Here is a 17,841-nt window from a genome sequence, read left to right on the forward strand (position 1 = left end):
GAGGACGTGCAAATGGGCAATTCAAAGCGGCGCGCCGGGATTCTCCTGACAGGTTGCCTCTCGCTTGCAGTCGGCGTCTCCGGTATGGCGCCGGCCTCTTTCGCGCCGCTTCTGGGCTCAGGCGAGGCGCGTGCCGAGTCCGAAAACCTGGTCCGCATCTCGCAGACTGGCCGCGATGCCCACCGCCGGCTGAAGCTCGGGCTGAACAAGGCCGTCGTCGTCGATCTGCCCGAGGATGCGCATGATATCCTCGTATCCGATCCGACCATGGCCGATGCCGTCACCCGTACCTCGCGGCGCATCTATTTGTTCGGCAAGAAGGTCGGCCAGACGAATATTTTCGTTTTCGGCGCCGGCGGGCAGGAGATCGTCAATCTCGACATCGAGATCGAGCGCGACGTGTCCGGCCTCGAAGTCAATCTCCGCCGCTTCATTCCAGACTCCAACATCAACGTCGAAATCGTCTCCGACAACATCGTGCTGACCGGCACCGTGCGCACACCGCAGGATGCCACGCAAGCCGCCGATCTGGCGCAGGTCTTCCTGAAGGGCGGCGAAGCGACGACCAGAACCGAGACGGCATCCGGCACCGGTGGCGACAGTTCGGTGGCGCTCTTTGCCGAAGGCCGTCAATCCTCGCAGGTCGTCAACCTGCTGCAGATCGAGGGCGAAGACCAGGTCACCCTCAAGGTGACGATCGCCGAGGTCCGCCGCGAGGTGCTGAAGCAGCTCGGTTTCGACAATCTGGTTTCCAATTCCTCAGGCATGACGGTCGCCCAGCTCGGCAGCCCCAGCGCCGACAGCGCCACATCGGTCGTTGGCGGCGGCCTGGCGGCGCTCTTCAAGAGCTCGATCGGCAAATACGACATTTCCACCTACCTCAACGCGCTGGAGCAGGCCAAGGTCGTCAAGACGCTTGCCGAGCCGACGCTGACGGCGATATCGGGCCAAGCCGCGACCTTCAATTCCGGCGGCCAACAGCTGTATTCGACGACCGACAGCGACGGCAACGTCACCGTCGTGCCGTTCAACTACGGTATCAACCTCGCCTTCAAGCCGGTCGTGCTCTCATCGGGACGCATCAGCCTTGAGATCAAGACCAATGTCTCCGAACCGGTCGCCGGCAGCGGCAACGCCACATATCAGCGCCGCTCGGCGGAAACCTCGGTGGAGCTGCCCTCGGGCGGCTCGATCGCGCTGGCCGGCCTGATCCGCGACAACGTCTCGCAGACGATGGGCGGCACACCCGGTGTTTCCAAAATCCCGCTGCTCGGCACCCTCTTCCGCCAGAAGGGTTTCGAGCGTCAGGAAACCGAGCTCGTCATCATCGCGACGCCCTATCTGGTGCGCCCTGTGGCGCGCAATCAGCTCAATCGGCCTGACGATAATTTCAGCCCCGAAAACGACGGTGCGACCTTCTTCCTCAACCGTGTCAACAAGGTCTATGGCCGCCGCGAGGCGCCTGTGGCTGATGCGCAGTTCCACGGTTCGATCGGGTTCATCTACAAATGAGTGGGGCGCCGTCGGCAGCAATGGAAGAGAACAGAGATCAGGCGATGACCCATATCAATTCGACGACACCCCGCCTCGGAATCTCGAAGGCGCTGCTGGCCGCGGCCGGCGTTTCGGCGGTGATCCTTTCTGGATGCGCCGGTCCCCACGACCAGCTGACAACAGGCGGCATTCCCGACGACTATCGCGCCCGCCACCCGATCATTGTGACCGAAGCGGAGCAGACGGTCGATATACCCGTCGCCTCCACCGATCGCCGCCTGACCATTGCCCAGCGTGACCTCATCCGCGGTTTTGCCGCAAACTACATCGCCCGCGCCTCGGGTCCGGTTTACGTGCTGTCGCCGCAAGGTTCGCCGAATTCGGCGGCCGCCTACCAGCTGCGCAATCAGGTCCGGGCCGAGCTGGCTTCGCGGGGAATCGCAAGCTCGAAAATCGTCAACACCTCCTATGCCGCGGTCGGCCCCGGCGATGCGGCGCCGATCCGGCTGAGCTTTACCGGCACCACCGCGATCACCACCCAATGCGGCCAGTGGCCGAAGGACATCTCGAACGATTTCACCAACCAGAATTACTATAATTTCGGTTGCGCCTCGCAGAACAACCTCGCCGCCCAGATCGCCAATCCGGAGGATCTGGTGGCGCCTCGCGGCATGACCCCGATCGACGCGCAGCGGCGCAACAATGCGATTCAGGAATACCGCACGACGACATCGACGATCGAAGAGGTCGCCGGCAGCGACAGCAGCTTCTGAGACGGAACGGGACGATGAGCGCGATCGAATACGAAATCAAGAATCCGAGTGAGCTTCGCCACGCCGAGGAGGCGGTGCGCATGGCGGATCTGGAAAATATGCGGCCGCTGCCGCGCATCTCAGTGCATGCTTTTTGCGAGAGCGAAGCGCTGCAGCAGGTCATGGAACGCTGCGCCAATGACCGGCGTATGGCGAAGGTCAGCATGCGCATCACCAGCGGCGGCATCGCGGCTGCCGCCAATATGTTCTCAGGCGCCCCGACGCCGAACCTGATCATCCTCGAGACCAAGGCGAATTCCGGGAGCCTGCTCGGCGAACTGGCGCCGCTCGCCGCTGTCTGCGACCCGACGACCAAGGTCGTGATCGTCGGCTATTACAATGATATCGGGCTCTATCGCGAACTCATCCGCAACGGCATTTCCGAATATATGGTCCAGCCGGTCGCGATGCCCGATATCCTGGCATCGATGGCCTCGATCTTCGTCGATCCCGAAGCCGAGCCGCTCGGCCGCAGCATCGCCTTTATCGGCTCGAAGGGCGGTACCGGCGCTTCGACCATCGCGCATAATTGCGCCTTCGGCATTTCCAATCTCTTCTCCACCGAGACGATCCTGGCCGATCTCGACCTGCCCTATGGCACGGCGAACATCGACTTCGATCAAGACCCGGCCCTCGGCATCGCCGAAGCGGTCTTCGCGCCCGATCGTCTCGACGAGGTCTTCCTCGATCGCCTGCTGACGAAATGCTCCGCGCATCTTTCCCTGCTTGCGGCGCCCTCGCTGCTCGATCGCGCCTATGATTTCGATGGCCAGGCTTTCCAGCCGGTGCTCGATGTCCTGCAGCGCAGCGCGCCCGTGACCGTGCTCGATGTTCCGCATGCCTGGTCGGAATGGACACGCTCGGTGCTGTCGAGCGTCGACGAAGTGGTCATCACCGCCGTTCCCGATCTCGCCAACCTGCGCAATGCCAAGAACATGCTGGATGCGTTGCGCAAGATGCGGCCGAACGACAAGCCGCCGCATCTCGTCCTCAATCAGGTCGGCATGCCGAAGCGCCCGGAGATTTCACCCTCGGATTTTTGTGAACCGCTGGAGATCGATCCGATCGCGATCATCCCCTTCGACATCAATCTTTTCGGCAACGCCGCCAATAGCGGCCGGATGATCTCGGAAGTCGACCCGAAATCGCCGACGGCGGAGACCTTTTCGCAGATATCGCACATCGTCACCGGCCGTGTCGCGATCAGGAAGGCGAAGAAGGGCGGCCTGCTGGGCCTCCTGAAGCGCAAATAACAAGCAGAACGAGCAGATTGGATTAAGCGGCATGTTTGGAAAACGCGGAAATGAAGGTTCCGGAAAGGTCGGAGGGACGATTGCTCCCCCGCCGCCGGCTCCGGCTGCCGCCCCTGCGGCCTCTTCTCCCTCCGTTCTGGTCGAACCGTCGCGCGAGCCCGCACGCCAGCAGGTGATGCAGACGCCGCAGCGCAAGCGCCCTGTTCGCACCGATGAATATTACGACACCAAGGCGCAGGTCTTTTCCGCGCTGATCGATACGATCGATCTCTCCCAGCTTTCCAAGCTCGACGGCGAAAGCGCGCGCGAGGAAATCCGCGACATCGTCAACGACATCATCACCATCAAGAACTTTGCGATGTCGATCTCCGAGCAGGAAGAACTGCTCGAGGATATCTGCAACGACGTCCTCGGTTACGGTCCGCTGGAGCCGTTGCTGGCGCGTGACGATATCGCCGACATCATGGTCAACGGCGCCGGCCAGACTTTCATCGAAGTCGGCGGCAAGACCATCGAATCGGAGATCCGCTTCCGCGACAATGCGCAGCTTCTCTCGATTTGCCAGCGCATCGTCAGCCAGGTCGGCCGCCGCGTCGACGAATCGAGCCCGATCTGCGACGCCCGTCTGCCGGATGGATCGCGCGTCAACGTCATCGCGCCGCCTCTGTCGATCGACGGACCGGCGCTCACGATCCGCAAATTCAAGAAGGACAAGCTGACGCTCGATCAGCTCGTCCGTTTCGGTGCGATCACGGCTGAGGGTGCGACCGTGCTGCAGATCATCGGCCGCGTGCGCTGCAACGTTGTCATTTCGGGCGGCACCGGCTCGGGCAAGACGACGCTGCTGAACTGCCTCACAAACTATATCGACAGGGATGAACGCGTCATCACCTGCGAGGATACGGCAGAACTGCAGCTGCAGCAGCCGCATGTCGTGCGTTTGGAAACACGCCCGCCGAATATCGAAGGCGAAGGCGAGATTACCATGCGCGATCTCGTCAAGAACTGCCTTCGTATGCGCCCCGAGCGCATCATTGTCGGCGAAGTGCGCGGACCTGAAGTTTTCGACCTGCTGCAGGCGATGAACACCGGTCACGACGGCTCGATGGGCACCATCCACGCCAACACGCCGCGCGAATGCCTGAGCCGTATCGAATCGATGATCGCCATGGGTGGCTTCACCCTGCCGGCAAAGACGGTGCGTGAGATCATCTCCAGTTCGGTTGATGTGATCGTCCAGGCGGCGCGCCTTCGCGACGGTTCGCGCCGCATCACCCAGATCACCGAGGTGATCGGCATGGAAGGCGACGTCATCATCACCCAGGACCTGATGCGTTACGAGATCGAAGGCGAGGATGCCGGCGGCCGCCTGATCGGCCGGCACATGTCGACCGGCGTCGGCAAGCCGCATTTCTGGGATCGCGCCCGCTACTTCAACGAGGAAAAGCGTCTTGCCGCCGCCCTCGACGCGATGGAAGCGAAAACGAAGGATTAGGCGAGATGTTCGGGTTCGATCCGATAGTGCTGGCAATCGTTGTCCTCGCCGCCGTCTCCGCGGCGGCGGTCGCCTATGCGCTGATGTATTCCCGGATCGAGGCCGACAAGAAATCGGCAAGTCGCATCGACCGTGTCAAGTCGGCCGAAAGCGACCGGGTCAAGGTCAAGGCTGCCCGCGACCGGGTGCAGGAAATGTCGAAGCGCCGGAAATCGGTGCAGGACAATCTCAAGGATCTGGAAAAGCGCCAGCACGAAAAGACCAAGAAGACCCTGTCGATGAAATCCCGGCTGGTGCAAGCCGGTCTGGCAGTCACGGTCGGGAGATTCTATCTGATCAGCGCCATCTTCGCCTGCGTGCTGCTGCTCATGGCTTTCATCATCGGCATGTCGCCGATGGTGATGATCGGTATTGCGGTCGTCGCCGGTCTCGGCCTGCCGCGCTGGATCGTCGGCTTTCTGATCAAGCGCCGCCAGAACAAGTTCCTCAACGAACTCCCCAATGCGCTTGACGTCATCACCCGCTCGATCAAATCGGGCCTGCCGCTCAACGATGCCATCCGCCTTATCGCCACCGAAGGCACCGAGCCTGTCAAGAGCGAGTTCCGGCGGGTGATCGAGGCGCAGCAGGTGGGCCTCAGCATTCCCGACGCTTGCGCCCGCATGACGCTCCATATGCCGCTCCAGGAAGTCAACTTCTTCGCCATCGTCATCGCCATCCAGTCACAGGCCGGCGGCAATCTGTCGGAAGCGATCGGCAATCTCTCCAAGGTGTTGCGCGAGCGCCGGAAGATGAAGGCCAAGGTCTCGGCGCTTTCGATGGAAGCCAAGGCGTCGGCGGTCATCATCGGTGCGCTGCCCTTCATCGTCGCGACCCTCGTCTATCTGACGTCGCCGAGCTACATGATGATCCTTTTCACCGATCCGCGCGGCCACCTCATCATGGGTGTTTCGGCGATCTGGATGTCGATCGGCATCTTCGTCATGCGCAACATGGTCAATTTTGACATTTAGCCGGAAGGACGCACCATGTCGCAGGACCTTGCCGCAACCCTGACCAATCCGAGCATGCTGATCGCGCTCCTCGTGGCGATCGCGGTCTTCGCCACGTTTTATACGATTGCCGTCCCCTTCTTCGAACGGGGCGATCTCAACAAGCGTATGAAGGCTGTTTCCACAGAGCGCGAGCAGATCCGCGCGCGCGAACGCGCCCGCATGAACACCGAAACCGGCGCCGGCAAGGCTTCGCTCAGGAGCCAGAACAATCGCTCGGTCCGCCAGATCGTCGAGCGCTTCAACCTGCGCAAGGCGCTGGTCGACGAGAATACCGTCAACAAGCTGCGCGCTGCCGGTTTTCGCTCGGAGAATGCGCTGAATACTTTCCTCGTGGCGCGCTTCCTGCTGCCCTTCCTCTTCCTGGCGCTTGCCACCTTCTGGGTCTTCGGCCTCGGCAATCTCGCCGACAGGGGCACGCCCATCCGCCTCTTTGCCGTCATCGGCATCGGCTATCTCGGCTTCTACTCGCCGAACATCTATATCTCGAACCGCATGGGCAAGCGTCAGCACTCGATCAAACGTGCCTGGCCGGATGCGCTCGACCTGATGCTGATCTGCGTCGAATCGGGCATCTCGATCGAGGCGGCGATGCGTCGTGTGTCGGAAGAACTCGGCGAGCAGTCGCCGCCGCTTGCCGAGGAGATGGTGCTGACCACGGCCGAGCTCTCCTTCCTGCCGGATCGTCGCGTGGCGCTCGACAATCTTGCCACGCGCACCCAGATCGAGCTGGTGCGCTCGGTCACTCAAGCGCTGATCCAGGCCGATCGCTACGGCACGCCGGTGGCGCAGGCGCTGCGTGTCCTCGCTCAGGAAGGACGCGACGAGCGCATGAACGAAGCGGAAAAGAAGGCGGCGGCTCTGCCGCCGAAACTGACGGTGCCGATGATCCTGTTCTTCCTGCCGGTGCTGATCGCCGTCATTCTCGGTCCGGCCGGTATCCAGGTGTCAGACAAGTTCTGAGGCTCGCTGCCGTCTAAACCGGTTCCGATTTGAGGAATAATGCAGTAACCTTCGATCCGAACGAGGGTTCTTGAATGTCTTCCGTAGGCGTTTTCATCAGCATCATGGCAGCCCTGGCGGTCGGCGCGATGAGCCCCGGCCCGAGTTTCGTCGTCGTCTCCAGGATTGCCATTTCGCGGTCACGGCTGGACGGTCTTGCGGCCGCACTCGGCATGGGCGCCGGCGGCGTCGTTTTTGCCGTGCTGGCGCTCGCCGGGCTGACGGCGCTGCTGTCGCAGTTCGAATGGCTCTATATCCTGCTGAAGGTCGCAGGCGGCGCCTATCTCATCTATATCGCCGTCAATATCTGGAGAGGTGCTGCGCGGCCGCTGGAGGTTTCCAACGCCGGCGATGGCCAACGCGCGCCGAGGCTGAGCTTCACCACCGCGCTGCTAACCCAGCTCAGCAACCCGAAGACCATCATCGTCTATGCCAGCCTCTTTGCCGCACTTCTGCCAAGGACGGTGCCGCTCGATCTGATGGTTGCGCTGCCGCTCGGCGTCTTTGCGGTGGAAGCGGGGTGGTATTCGATCGTGGCGCTGGCCTTTTCGGCCCGCCATCCGCGGCGGCTCTATCTCGCGGCTAAGAGCTGGATCGACCGGGCCGCCGGTGCCGTCATGGGCGGCCTCGGACTTCGTCTTGTTTTTTCGGGCCTGAGCGCCCGCTAAAACCCATTGTCAGTTGGTGTTGCTGGCGTCCGCCGCACCCGGCGTCTTGTCCTTGGCGGCAAGCTTCTGCCAGGAATTCTGCTGCGAGAGCATGCCGCGGAGATAGGCGACATTGGCATCGGCCTGTTGCGGCGAAAGTTCGCGCCGCGCGATCTGCTCGGCTTCGGGGAAACGCCCCTGCAGGCCGACGACGAGCGCGAGGTTCTGCCTGACGCGGCTGTCGGCGGTGGGCTGGCCGGCGGCGGAACGCAGGTAGGTTTCGGCGGTGCGCAGATCGCCGGTCAGCACATAGGACATGCCGAGATTGGAAAGGATCGAGGGCTCGTTCGGCTGGATGTCGAGTGCGTCGCGGTAGCGCTGCCGGGCATCGCTTGCCCGGCCCATCTGGTCGAGGATCGCGCCTTCGGCCGAGATCAGTTTCCAATCCGGACGATCCGGTGTCTGGGCGCGGCCGATCGTGTCGAGCGCCTGCTGGAACTGGCCGGCCGCCGCCTGCGCCTTGCCGTAGGCGGCGAGCACGTTGCGGTCGGCAGGATTGCTGATCGCCACCTGCTGCATGACGGCGAGAGCCTGCGCATCACGACCGTTCATGCGCAGCAGATTGGCATAGTTGACGCCGGTGACCGGATCGCGCGGGTTCTTTTCGTAGGCCTGGCCGAGCCGGTCGGTTGCCGAGCGCAGCTCGGTGGCGTCCATCTCTTCGACCGGCTTGGTGAGCTTCGGCACCGAGCCGGTCGTCATCCGATCCTTGGTCGTCGAGCAGCCGGCAAGTGCCAGGACGATCAGCGATGCCGCAGCGCCCTGCAGGATACGATGGGTGAATGTGGTGGTGAGCGAGGCCGGCATGACGCGTTCCCTGGATTCCGAAATCGGCGCCTGACCTCGAAGCGGAACAGGGAAAGGTTTGACGCAATCTTCGCTCCAGCAATAGTCTGTTAACCCTAACAGACCGTTAAGGAGTGATTCCTTGCGACCGCCGAAGGACAATCATGGCCCCCTATCAGTTCATCGAGAGACCGACCCCTTTCAACACCAAGGGCGGTTCGACGCTGCCGATCTTTGCAGTCACCCCTGCCCATATCGAGACCGGCACGATCGATCCGATCGCGCTCGATTGGGCGCAGAGGGCGGGCTACAAGGCGGAAAGCGGGTCGCTGCTGCTGATCCCGACGGCCGAGGGCCATCTCGGCGGCGCGCTTTTTGGCCTCGGCACCAATCCGTCCGAGCAGCCTTACATCACCGGCAGGCTCGCCCGGGCGCTGCCGGCCGGCGACTGGCACATCGAGACTGCTCCGCTGACGGCAAATCGCCTGGCTTTGGGCTTTGGTCTCGGCAGCTACCGTTTCGACCGCTACAAGTCCGAAAAAACGCCGGCGGCGACGCTGATGATCCCCCGCGATGCCGACAGTGCCGATATCAAACGCCAGCTCGCCGGCGTCTTTCTCGCCCGCGATCTCATCAATACGCCGACCAATGACATGGGGCCGAACCAGCTCGAAACCGTGTTCCGTGGTTTGGCTGCACATTACAAGGCAGAGGTATCGGTTATCACGGGCGACGATCTGCTCGAGCAGAATTTCCCGCTGGTTCATACCGTCGGCCGCGCCAGCGTCGATGCGCCGCGCCTTCTCGAGCTGCGCTGGGGCAAGAAGGGTCATCGCAAGGTGACGCTCGTCGGCAAGGGCGTCTGCTTCGATACCGGCGGCCTCGATATCAAGCCTGCCGCCTCCATGCTGCTGATGAAGAAGGACATGGGCGGCGCGGCGAATGTCATGGGGCTTGCGTTGATGATCATGGACGCCAAGCTGAAGGTCGATCTGCGCATCATTGTCCCGGTCGTCGAAAATGCGATCTCCTCCAATGCCTTCCGCCCTGGTGACATCTATAAGAGCCGCAAGGGGCTGACCGTCCAGATCGACAATACCGACGCTGAAGGCCGTCTGATCCTTGCCGATGCGCTTGCCTATGCCGACGAGGAAGAGCCCGATCTCCTGATCGACATGGCGACGCTGACGGGCGCTGCCCGCGTTGCGCTGGGTTCTGATCTCCCACCCTTCTTCACCGACGACGCCAATCTGGCCCACGACCTGACCGAAGCGAGCCTGGAAACGGACGATCCGATCTGGCGGCTGCCGCTCTATTCCGGCTACGAAAAGGATATCCGCGCCAAATTCGCCGATCTCACCAACGCGCCGGCCGGCGGCATGGCGGGAGCGATCACCGCGGCGCTTTTCCTCAAGCGTTTCGTCGGCAAGACGAAGAGCTGGGCGCATTTCGACATTTACGGCTGGGCGCAGTCCGAGCGGCCGCATTCGCCGGGCGGCGGTGAAGCACAGGCAATCCGCGCGCTCTTCCATCATATCCGCGAGAGCCTGCGCTGACGGTGCAAACGACGGCTGAGGGGGCGGTCCCATATTGCCCCGCGCTGCCGATCGTTAAAATTTTATTCACCCTGCCGGGCGGCAATTCCTGCCGCCTCTTGCATGTGCATGGTAACTGCCGGAAAATGAAACGTTAGCGTAACGATTTTCCGGAGGGGCCGTGCCGATCGAACTGACCGCCTCGCAGGCGTTGGGGCTCTGGCATGGCGTGGCGCTCGATCAGGTCCGCCACGATGACCGCGATTTGACGTTGCGCCAGATGGCGATCCTGCTGCATATTTATCTGGTGCCGCCACCGCATACGGTGCGCGGGCTTGCCGCGACTCTTGAGGTCACCAAGCCGGTCATCACCCGCGCCCTGGACACCATGGGCGAGATGGGCCTTGTCGATCGTGTGCGCGACGATGCCGACCGGCGCAGCGTGATCATCAAGCGCACCGTCGGCGGCGCGCTATACCTGGAAAAGCTCGGCGACCTCGTCCGTGATCAGGCCCGCCGGCTGCCGCTCTGAGAGGCCTCTGAAAGGCCACTTGAAAGGAATGTCAATGACGATGCTCGACCGCCGGCTGCATGCCTATCGGCCCGATCTCGCCGAAGCGGGGCTCGAAGGCAAGGTGGAGGCGTTGCGCTTCGTCGAAGGCGCCTCGGCCCGCGTCGCCGTTCCGGTCGCCGGCTTGCGTCCCGAACCGGAACCTGCGCGTGGCATCGATACCGAACTGCTGCTCGGCGAGGATGTGACGGTGTTTGATCGCGCCAACGGCTGGTGCTGGGTGAAAGCCGCCTCGGACGGTTATGTCGGATATCTCCCTGAAGAGGTGCTTTCGCAAAGCCTGATGGCGCCGACCCATATCGTCACCGTTCAGCGCACCTTCCTCTATCCGGAACCGGAGCTGCGCAAACCCCACCGGGCGATCCTGTCCATGGGAAGCCGCATCCATGTCGCCGGCGAGGCGGAAGCGCGCGGCAATCGCTATGTCGTGCTCAAGGATGGAACCGCGATCTTCGCCAAACACGTCCAGCCGATCGGCGGGCTCGACGGCGCCGATTACGTCGAGATCGCAGCCCGTTTCCTGGAGACACCCTATCTCTGGGGCGGACGCTCCGGCCTTGGTATCGATTGCTCCGGTCTCGTCCAGCTGGCGATGCTGATGACCGGCAGAAAGGCGCCGCGCGATAGCGACATGCAGGCCGCCGGCCTCGGCCAACCGATCGACCGTTCCGAAATTCGCCGCGGCGACCTGGTGTTCTGGAAGGGCCATGTCGCCGTCTTCGAGGATCCGGAAACCATCCTCCACGCCAACGGCCACAGCATGACGGTGGCGCGCGAGAATTTCGAGGCCGCCGTCAAGCGCATCGGCTGGCTTTACGAGCAGCCGACCGGTTACCGCCGTCCGATCGGCTGATCAGGGTCGCACCTCGCGTGGATCGAGAAGGTCGCGCAAGCCGTCGCCAAGCATGTTGAAACCGAAGACGGCGAGCGCGATGGCAAGGCCGGGCAGGATCGCCAGCCAGGGCGCAAGCGCCAGATAGGTTTGCGCATCAGCCAGCATCCGACCCCATGTCGGCGCCGGCGGCGCCATGCCGAGCCCGAGAAAGCTGAGCCCGGCTTCGGTCAGGATCGCCAGCCCCAGCTGAATGGCGCCATGCACGATGATCTGGCTGATGATGTTCGGCAGCACATGGCGCAGCGAAATGGTCAGGCGCGTATTGCCGAGGGCGCGCGCCGCCATAACATAGTCGCGGCTCCACGCCTGCAGCGAGGTCGCCAGCGTCACCCGTGCAAAGACCGGGATCATGAAGACGGCGATCGCGGTGATCGCCGTGAAGCGCCCGGGCCCGAGAAAGGCGCCGAGCACCATCGCCGACAGGATCGGCGGCAGCGCGAAGATGACGTCGCAGATGCGCATCAGCAGCGCTTCGAAAGGGCCGCGGATTGCCGCCGCGGAAATGCCGGCGATCGAGCCGAGCGTCCCGCCGACCGCAACCGCGGTGATGGCGATCGACAGCGAATTCCAGCATCCCGCCATCAGCATCGACAGCACGTCGCGGCCGAACTGGTCGGTGCCGAGCAGGCCGAAGGCAAGCGGCGGCTGCAGCTTATGGATGATCTGCATTTTCGCCGGCGGCAGCGGCGTCCAGACGAGCGACAGAAGCGCAACGGCAAACAGCAGGCCGATAATCACGGCTCCGGAAATCAGGTTCATTCGCCGGCTAAGTTTAAGGCCGCGGCGGCCGGCAACGGCGGTGGAAACGACGGGAGCCATGTCTCAAACCGCCTTTCTCATCCTGGGATCGATCGTGAGGTAAGAGAGATCGACGATGAAATTCACCAGGATGACGAGGGCGGCGAAGAACAGCACGACATCCTGCATGACGATGATGTCGCGCTGGGAGAGCGCCTGCAGCGCCAACCGCCCGAGACCGGGCAGGTTGAAGACGTTTTCCACCAGCACTGCGCCGGCGACGAGAAAGGTGAACTGCAGCCCGATCATGGTGAGGATCGGGATCAGCGCGTTCGGCACGATATGCCGCCACAGCACGACCCTACGGGAGAGTCCCTTGGCGACGGCTGTGCGGGCAAAATCCTCATGCAGCGTTTCGAGCACCGCCGAACGCGCCACCCGCGTCAACACGCCCGCTTGCGGCATCGCCAGCGCGACGGCCGGCATGACAAGCGCCTGCAATGCCGGCAGAAGGCCGGCACTCCAGCCCGGAAAGCCGCCGGCCGGCATCAGCCCGAGCATCGTCGAAAACAGGATGATCAGCAGCAACGCCACCCAGAAGGCGGGCATGGCAATGCTGATCTGCGAAAACAGCGTGGCGATGACGTCGAAGAGGCCGCCGCGGCGCGAAGCGGCCAGCACCCCGAGCGGCAGGGCGATCGCCACCGAAAGCACGACCGCCATCATCGCCAGCGGCAGCGTCACCGCCAGCCGCGCGACGATCAATCCGGCGACCGGGACGCCATAGGTGTAGGATTGGCCGAGATCGCCGGAGAATACGCCGGCCAGCCATCGCCCGTAACGCAGGATGAGCGGCTGATCGAGCCCGAGATCATGCCGCAGCGCCGCTACGGTCTCCGGGCTTGCCGAGGTGCCGAGCATGATCGAGGCGGGATCGCCGGGCAGGAGATCCATGACGGTGAAGATCAGCAGCGAGACGATGAGGAGCGTGACGAGGAGACCGGCGAAGCGGCGGAGGAGGAGTGCGATCATGCGGGCCACGCTGCCGGGGTGGCTTGGCGGCTCTCTGATGCGCCGGCACCAAGAGCGTCATCCGCCAGCGAAACCAAACAATATCGGCCTGGGTTGACCTGACTTGGCGAGACAGGGGAAAGGTTGCGTCCGATATCGGCCAAATACATGTCGGGTCTCCTGTATCCCCTCAGGGCCGCCTTATTCCTCCCACGAAACCCCGGACAATACATTGGACGGGATCGGCTCGTTCTCCCATAGCCCCTTCAGCTTCCTGTCCCAGACCCCGAGTTTCGGCATGACGAAGAGGTAGAGCGCCGGCACGTCTTCGGCGAGGATCTTCTGTGCTTGCGCATAGATCGCATTCTGCGCGGTGGGATCGGTCGTCTCCTGGACCTTCTTCATCAGCGCGTTGAAGACTGGGTTTTTGTAATTGAAATAATAGGGATCGCGCCCGTAGATGTCGATGTCGAGCGGTTCGGCATGGGCGATGATCGTCATGTCGAAGTTGCGGTCTTTCATGATGTCCTGGACCCATTTCGCCGGAAACTCGGTCGGCTCGATCGTCATCGTCACGCCGATCTCGGCAAACATCGCCTGCATCACCTCGGCGCTGCGCGGCGCGTAGGCCATCTGCGGTGATTTGATCGTGAAGGTGAAGCCGTTGGGATAGCCGGCTTCGGCAAGCAGCGCTTTCGCCCTTTCGACGTCATAGGGGAGCACATCCGTCATATCCTGATAGCCGGGATCGTTCGGCGTGTAATGGCTGCCGATCGGCGTGCCGAGGCCCGACCACGCACCGTCGATCACCGTCTTGCGGTCGATCGCCATCATCAGCGCCTGGCGCACGCGCTTGTCGTCGAAGGGCTTCCTGGCATTGTTCATGCCGGCGACGACCTTGAGCTCGGTATTGCCGATCCGGGTGACGAGCCTGGTATCGCCGTCGAAGGAGCTCATCAGCTCGGGTGCTGCAAATTCCGGAAAGGCATCGAGATCGCCGGATTTCAGCGCAGCCGCCTGCGCCTGCGGATCGGCGATGAAGCGGAAGGTCACCTTGTCGAGCTTGGCGGCCGCAGCCTTGTTCCAGTAATCGGCATTCTTTTCCAACTCGACCTTGTCGCCCTTCGCCCAGCTGGCGAATTTGAAGGGACCGGTGCCGACTGGTGTCACCTTGTCGCCGGTGGCCGTCTTCGGCGCGACCATCACCGAAGCCGGCCAGCCGAGCCAATAGATCAGGCTGCCGGTCGGCGCCGAGAGATGCAGCACCAGCGTTTCGGCATCGGGCGTTTCGATCGAGGCGATCGAGGCGAAGAAGCGCTTTTGCGGGTTGACCGAATCCGCGCCGCGGGCGCGGTCGAGCGAAAATTTGGCGCTAGCGGCATCGAAGACCTCGCCGTCATGGAATGTTACGCCGCTCTGCAGCTTGAACGTATAGGTCAGGCCGTCGGGCGAAATCTGCCAGCTTTTTGCCAGTTGCGGCTGGATCCTGCCGGCCTGGTCGATCGTCACCAGCCCCTCGAAGACGTTCTGCCAGGTCACCTGGCCGATCGCCACCGGTGCCGCGATCGTCGGGTCGAGGCCGGTCGGCTCGACGCTCATGCCGAGGGTGAGGGTGGTCTTCGCCGCCTCGGCCGGCGCCATCGCAGCCATCACCAATCCCGCCGTAAGCGCAGCCCTGAGGGAAATCTGCCGGGCGAAGCGCGCCGGCGGCACGAAGGAAAGCTTGATCATCATGTCCCTGTCTGGCCACGCTCAAAGCGAAGGCCTTTCATCAATAGACGACGGACTACACGTGAACACATTATGAGGATTTTTTGCAATCGGTGTAGCCGAAACAGCTACACAGCAAATTGGGTGCAAAGGCAAGCTTTAGCCTTTGATCTTCATGCGTTCGCGCATGAAGTTTTCGATGAAGTCGACCAGGGTCGCCGCCGCAAAAGACAGCTGCCTGTCGGGCGCGATGGAGAGGTCGACATGGGTGCGAATGCTCTTGCCGGCAAGCGGGATGGCGCGCAGCTGGTCGGCTTCGATCTCGCGGCGAACGGCAAGCGCCGGCAATAATGTGGCCGCAGCCCCGCTGAGGACAAGCTCCTTCAACATCTCGATCGAACTCGTGACGAATACGGGGTCGAGATCCACTCCCTCCTTTTCGATCAGCGCGTCGAAGGCCTGACGGAAACCAAAGGAATGCTCCGGCAGCGCCAGCGGGTAGTCGGCAAGCGTTCTCAAGGGGATGTCGGGCAGCGCAGCCGCCGGATGCCGCGGCGCGACGATAAGATCATAGGCGATCTCGGAACGCAGCCGGACCTTGGTGCCTGACATGACCGGCGCAAACAGCGTCACGGCGATATCCGCCGCAGCGCTGCTGACGGCGTCGACGGCCTCCCGCGCGCTGCTGATCGTCACGGTAAAGCGCAGCTTTGGATATTTCAGGCTGAATTCCGCCAGCACCGGCGCCAGCAGGCTGGTGAGTGTGGCGCCATTGGCATAGATGCTGACATGGCCGTGTTGCAGACCCTTCAAGTCTTCGATCAGCTGCTGGACGTGATCGAGTTCGCGCAGGGTGCGGCCGGCGCGGGCGGCAAGCAGTTCTCCGGCAGCCGTCAGCTTGACGCCGCGGGAGCTGCGCTCGACCAGCGGCGCGCCGAAATGAGATTCGAGGTTTTCGATCTGCCGGCTGATCGCCGTCGGCGCGACATTGAGGTTTTCGGCCGCCTGGCGCATCGAATTGGTCCTGACCAGCTCGTCGAAATACATCAGCGCCCGGATCTGCATTCACGTCTCTCCGCCATTCCCCGGGTCGGACCCTATTCAATCATTGACCGTCGGCATAGCGGTCGCGCCATGCCTTTTGCGCGCCCTTGGCCGGCAGCGCGGTGGCCGCGTAGACGCCGCGGGCGATCGCCCGCGCCATGACGATGGTGGCAAGATGGCAAAGCTCCATCAGGCTCGCCATGTCGTCTCGGCGATGCCTGGCCGTTGAGGCGGCAAAAACGGTATCGCCGTCGAGCGGCAGGTGCGCCGGCAGCAGCGCCCGGGCAAGACCGTCATGGCCGGCCAGCGAAAGCCGGTGCGCCTCGGCCTTGGTCAGCTGCGCGTCGGTCACCACTGCGCCGATCGTCGTTGCCGGCGTATTCATGCCCTTGAGCCGCATCCTGTGATCGGGCATCGCAGGCATGCCGAGCCCGCCGAATTCTGCGTCCTTCTCGAAGGGGGCTGCCCAGAAATGGGGCCCGTCGCCGATCGTTGCCGAGCCGAGCGCATTGACGGCGACGATTGCCGCGACGCGATGCCCGGCACTGCTGACCGCGCTGGCCGAGCCGAGCCCGCCCTTGAAGGTGGCCGTCGTCGCCCCCGTGCCGGCGCCTATCGTGCCGAGCGCGAAGGCGCCCTTGGCCGCCGCCTTCACCGCCGCATAGCCCATGTCGCGATAGGGCGAATGCAGCCCCCAATCCTTGTCGCCGCCGTTCAGCAGGTCCATCAGGATTGCTTGCGGCACGATCGGTATGCGCACCGGCCCGACCGCGAAGCCGCGGCCGAGTTCGCGCAATCCCGCCTGCACGCCGCCGGCGGCATCCAGCCCGAAAGCGGAGCCGCCGGAGAACACGAAGGCATCGACGGCGTTGACGGTCATCGACGGATCGAGCAGGCCGGTGTCGCGCCCGCCCGGCGCGCCGCCGAGCACCGTGCCGGAGGCGACGGTCGGCGCGTCGAAGACGATGACCGTGACGCCGGAACCGAGCGCAAGGTCGGTCGCGTGACCGACGGAAACGCCGTCGATGTCGGTGATGAGGTTGAGAAGATCGGGCAAGGGCGGATCCTTATGCGGATAGGCCGCCGATAGGACTGCAATTGCCCTCAAAAAACAAGACCGGCCCCAAATGGCGGGACCGGTCGGAGATCGGGACAAGCCGTGAATGCGATGCCGGCCGGATGCCCTCAGGCATGAAGCGGCTTCGGATGACGGCGGGTCATCAGATCGTGGATGGCCAGCCGCACCTCGTCAGGCGAGCCGAAACGCTGCTCGTCGAGGTCGTGGACATGAAATTTCACGGCGATGAACTTCAGCCGGTCTTCATCGGGAATGACGATCCCGACGGGAACGCCTGCATATTCGATAACTTGCTTCTTCATAGATAGAACTCCTGCCGCGCGACATGCACAGCCATGACGAATTGACTTGTCTGGTACCGTTGAAAGGAGGACGAACGTCACATTCGACAGTTCGGGCGGGAGAGGGCGCCCGGACGGTCATTGCCAAGCACAGATCGCCCAAGGTCGGCGAGAATATCGATGTCTATCATGCTCGTTCCTTGCGTTGGCGTTGCACTTGAGAGGTCCCAGAAGAGCCCGGGGCCGGCGATGGCTGCCATTGATAATCTACTAACTTAGTAGAGATTACCCTGCAGCCTGTCAGAAACATATTCCGAAACGTGTCAAAATATCGACGATCCGAAAAAATTCATTCCATCCCAGCCGAGCTTTACGGA

The 17,841-nt window shown here is 62.9% G+C and carries 17 protein-coding genes; 10 read left to right on the plus strand and 7 right to left on the minus strand.

Annotated elements, in window-relative coordinates; translation table 11 throughout:
• The first annotated feature begins 12 nt into the window (after positions 1–12).
• The 7 genes from BBJ66_RS01010 (at position 13) to BBJ66_RS01040 (ending at position 7,776) form a co-directional block, all read left to right on the plus strand.
• Positions 13–1,512, plus strand: coding sequence for a type II and III secretion system protein family protein (locus BBJ66_RS01010; protein WP_071084342.1), 1,500 nt, complete (start codon positions 13–15; stop codon positions 1,510–1,512).
• Positions 1,509–2,267, plus strand: a complete 759-nt coding sequence (locus tag BBJ66_RS01015; protein ID WP_071084344.1) for a CpaD family pilus assembly protein — start codon at positions 1,509–1,511, stop codon at positions 2,265–2,267. Before BBJ66_RS01010 ends, BBJ66_RS01015 begins: the two co-directional genes overlap by 4 nt.
• Before the next feature lie 14 nt (positions 2,268–2,281).
• Entirely contained in the window at positions 2,282–3,559 is a 1,278-nt protein-coding gene (locus tag BBJ66_RS01020; RefSeq protein ID WP_049734178.1) for an AAA family ATPase, read from the plus strand.
• A 31-nt stretch (positions 3,560–3,590) separates the two neighbouring features.
• Positions 3,591–5,054 (plus strand): CpaF family protein, encoded by a 1,464-nt coding sequence (locus BBJ66_RS01025; protein ID WP_071084346.1) that lies wholly within the window; start codon positions 3,591–3,593, stop codon positions 5,052–5,054.
• Positions 5,055–5,059: 5 nt separating this feature from the next.
• On the plus strand, positions 5,060–6,067 hold the full coding sequence (locus BBJ66_RS01030) for a type II secretion system F family protein (RefSeq protein ID WP_071084348.1): 1,008 nt from the start codon (positions 5,060–5,062) through the stop codon (positions 6,065–6,067).
• 15 nt (positions 6,068–6,082) lie between these two features.
• On the plus strand, positions 6,083–7,069 hold the full coding sequence (locus BBJ66_RS01035; protein ID WP_071084350.1) for a type II secretion system F family protein: 987 nt from the start codon (positions 6,083–6,085) through the stop codon (positions 7,067–7,069).
• Positions 7,070–7,143: 74 nt separating this feature from the next.
• Complete coding sequence (locus BBJ66_RS01040) at positions 7,144–7,776, plus strand: LysE family translocator (protein ID WP_071084352.1); 633 nt, start codon at positions 7,144–7,146, stop codon at positions 7,774–7,776.
• 9 nt (positions 7,777–7,785) lie between these two features.
• Here BBJ66_RS01040 and BBJ66_RS01045 read toward each other — a convergent pair whose 3' ends face one another.
• Positions 7,786–8,622, minus strand: a complete 837-nt coding sequence (locus BBJ66_RS01045) for a tetratricopeptide repeat protein (RefSeq protein ID WP_049734183.1) — start codon at positions 8,620–8,622, stop codon at positions 7,786–7,788.
• Positions 8,623–8,765: 143 nt separating this feature from the next.
• On the opposite strand from BBJ66_RS01045, the gene BBJ66_RS01050 reads away from it, so the two are divergent.
• From BBJ66_RS01050 to BBJ66_RS01060, 3 genes are all read left to right on the plus strand, one after another.
• Positions 8,766–10,157: a leucyl aminopeptidase family protein gene (locus BBJ66_RS01050; RefSeq protein WP_071084353.1), complete on the plus strand. Its 1,392-nt coding sequence runs from the start codon at positions 8,766–8,768 to the stop codon at positions 10,155–10,157.
• A gap of 160 nt (positions 10,158–10,317) precedes the next feature.
• Entirely contained in the window at positions 10,318–10,668 is a 351-nt protein-coding gene (locus tag BBJ66_RS01055) for a MarR family transcriptional regulator (protein WP_007634042.1), read from the plus strand.
• A gap of 34 nt (positions 10,669–10,702) precedes the next feature.
• On the plus strand, positions 10,703–11,560 hold the full coding sequence (locus BBJ66_RS01060; protein WP_071084355.1) for a C40 family peptidase: 858 nt from the start codon (positions 10,703–10,705) through the stop codon (positions 11,558–11,560).
• On the opposite strand, the gene BBJ66_RS01065 is transcribed toward BBJ66_RS01060, so the two are convergent.
• The 6 genes from BBJ66_RS01065 to BBJ66_RS01090 all read right to left on the minus strand — a co-directional run bounded on the left by BBJ66_RS01065 (position 11,561) and on the right by BBJ66_RS01090 (position 17,485).
• Positions 11,561–12,421 carry an ABC transporter permease gene (locus BBJ66_RS01065; RefSeq protein WP_071084357.1) on the minus strand — a complete coding sequence of 287 codons (861 nt, stop codon included), beginning with the start codon at positions 12,419–12,421 and terminating at the stop codon, positions 11,561–11,563.
• A gap of 3 nt (positions 12,422–12,424) precedes the next feature.
• Positions 12,425–13,372, minus strand: a complete 948-nt coding sequence (locus BBJ66_RS01070) for an ABC transporter permease (RefSeq protein ID WP_071084359.1) — start codon at positions 13,370–13,372, stop codon at positions 12,425–12,427.
• A 180-nt stretch (positions 13,373–13,552) separates the two neighbouring features.
• Positions 13,553–15,082 carry an ABC transporter substrate-binding protein gene (locus BBJ66_RS01075; RefSeq protein WP_190238047.1) on the minus strand — a complete coding sequence of 510 codons (1,530 nt, stop codon included), beginning with the start codon at positions 15,080–15,082 and terminating at the stop codon, positions 13,553–13,555.
• Positions 15,083–15,220: 138 nt separating this feature from the next.
• The gene (locus BBJ66_RS01080; protein ID WP_071084361.1) at positions 15,221–16,126 is read right to left on the minus strand and encodes a LysR family transcriptional regulator; all 906 of its coding nucleotides are present in this window, start codon (positions 16,124–16,126) and stop codon (positions 15,221–15,223) included.
• A gap of 40 nt (positions 16,127–16,166) precedes the next feature.
• Positions 16,167–17,162 carry a P1 family peptidase gene (locus tag BBJ66_RS01085; protein ID WP_071084363.1) on the minus strand — a complete coding sequence of 332 codons (996 nt, stop codon included), beginning with the start codon at positions 17,160–17,162 and terminating at the stop codon, positions 16,167–16,169.
• Positions 17,163–17,290: 128 nt separating this feature from the next.
• Positions 17,291–17,485, minus strand: coding sequence for a hypothetical protein (locus BBJ66_RS01090; RefSeq protein ID WP_003544544.1), 195 nt, complete (start codon positions 17,483–17,485; stop codon positions 17,291–17,293).
• Between the last annotated feature and the right edge of the window lie 356 nt (positions 17,486–17,841).

The organism is Rhizobium sp. RSm-3 (genome assembly GCF_001854685.1).
In the GTDB taxonomy this organism is placed as follows: domain Bacteria; phylum Pseudomonadota; class Alphaproteobacteria; order Rhizobiales; family Rhizobiaceae; genus Rhizobium; species Rhizobium ecuadorense.

What these genes read in the sequence shown, in the direction of transcription:
- BBJ66_RS01010 (WP_071084342.1), top strand. Translation starts at nt 13, where the DNA reads ATGGGCAATTCAAAGCGGCGCGCCGGGATTCTCCTGACAGGTTGCCTC.
- BBJ66_RS01015 (WP_071084344.1), top strand. Translation starts at nt 1,509, where the DNA reads ATGAGTGGGGCGCCGTCGGCAGCAATGGAAGAGAACAGAGATCAGGCG.
- BBJ66_RS01020 (WP_049734178.1), top strand. Translation starts at nt 2,282, where the DNA reads ATGAGCGCGATCGAATACGAAATCAAGAATCCGAGTGAGCTTCGCCAC.
- BBJ66_RS01025 (WP_071084346.1), top strand. Translation starts at nt 3,591, where the DNA reads ATGTTTGGAAAACGCGGAAATGAAGGTTCCGGAAAGGTCGGAGGGACG.
- BBJ66_RS01030 (WP_071084348.1), top strand. Translation starts at nt 5,060, where the DNA reads ATGTTCGGGTTCGATCCGATAGTGCTGGCAATCGTTGTCCTCGCCGCC.
- BBJ66_RS01035 (WP_071084350.1), top strand. Translation starts at nt 6,083, where the DNA reads ATGTCGCAGGACCTTGCCGCAACCCTGACCAATCCGAGCATGCTGATC.
- BBJ66_RS01040 (WP_071084352.1), top strand. Translation starts at nt 7,144, where the DNA reads ATGTCTTCCGTAGGCGTTTTCATCAGCATCATGGCAGCCCTGGCGGTC.
- BBJ66_RS01045 (WP_049734183.1), bottom strand. Translation starts at nt 8,622, where the DNA reads ATGCCGGCCTCGCTCACCACCACATTCACCCATCGTATCCTGCAGGGC.
- BBJ66_RS01050 (WP_071084353.1), top strand. Translation starts at nt 8,766, where the DNA reads ATGGCCCCCTATCAGTTCATCGAGAGACCGACCCCTTTCAACACCAAG.
- BBJ66_RS01060 (WP_071084355.1), top strand. Translation starts at nt 10,703, where the DNA reads ATGACGATGCTCGACCGCCGGCTGCATGCCTATCGGCCCGATCTCGCC.
- BBJ66_RS01065 (WP_071084357.1), bottom strand. Translation starts at nt 12,421, where the DNA reads ATGGCTCCCGTCGTTTCCACCGCCGTTGCCGGCCGCCGCGGCCTTAAA.
- BBJ66_RS01070 (WP_071084359.1), bottom strand. Translation starts at nt 13,372, where the DNA reads ATGATCGCACTCCTCCTCCGCCGCTTCGCCGGTCTCCTCGTCACGCTC.
- BBJ66_RS01075 (WP_190238047.1), bottom strand. Translation starts at nt 15,082, where the DNA reads ATGATCAAGCTTTCCTTCGTGCCGCCGGCGCGCTTCGCCCGGCAGATT.
- BBJ66_RS01080 (WP_071084361.1), bottom strand. Translation starts at nt 16,126, where the DNA reads ATGCAGATCCGGGCGCTGATGTATTTCGACGAGCTGGTCAGGACCAAT.
- BBJ66_RS01090 (WP_003544544.1), bottom strand. Translation starts at nt 17,485, where the DNA reads ATGAAGAAGCAAGTTATCGAATATGCAGGCGTTCCCGTCGGGATCGTC.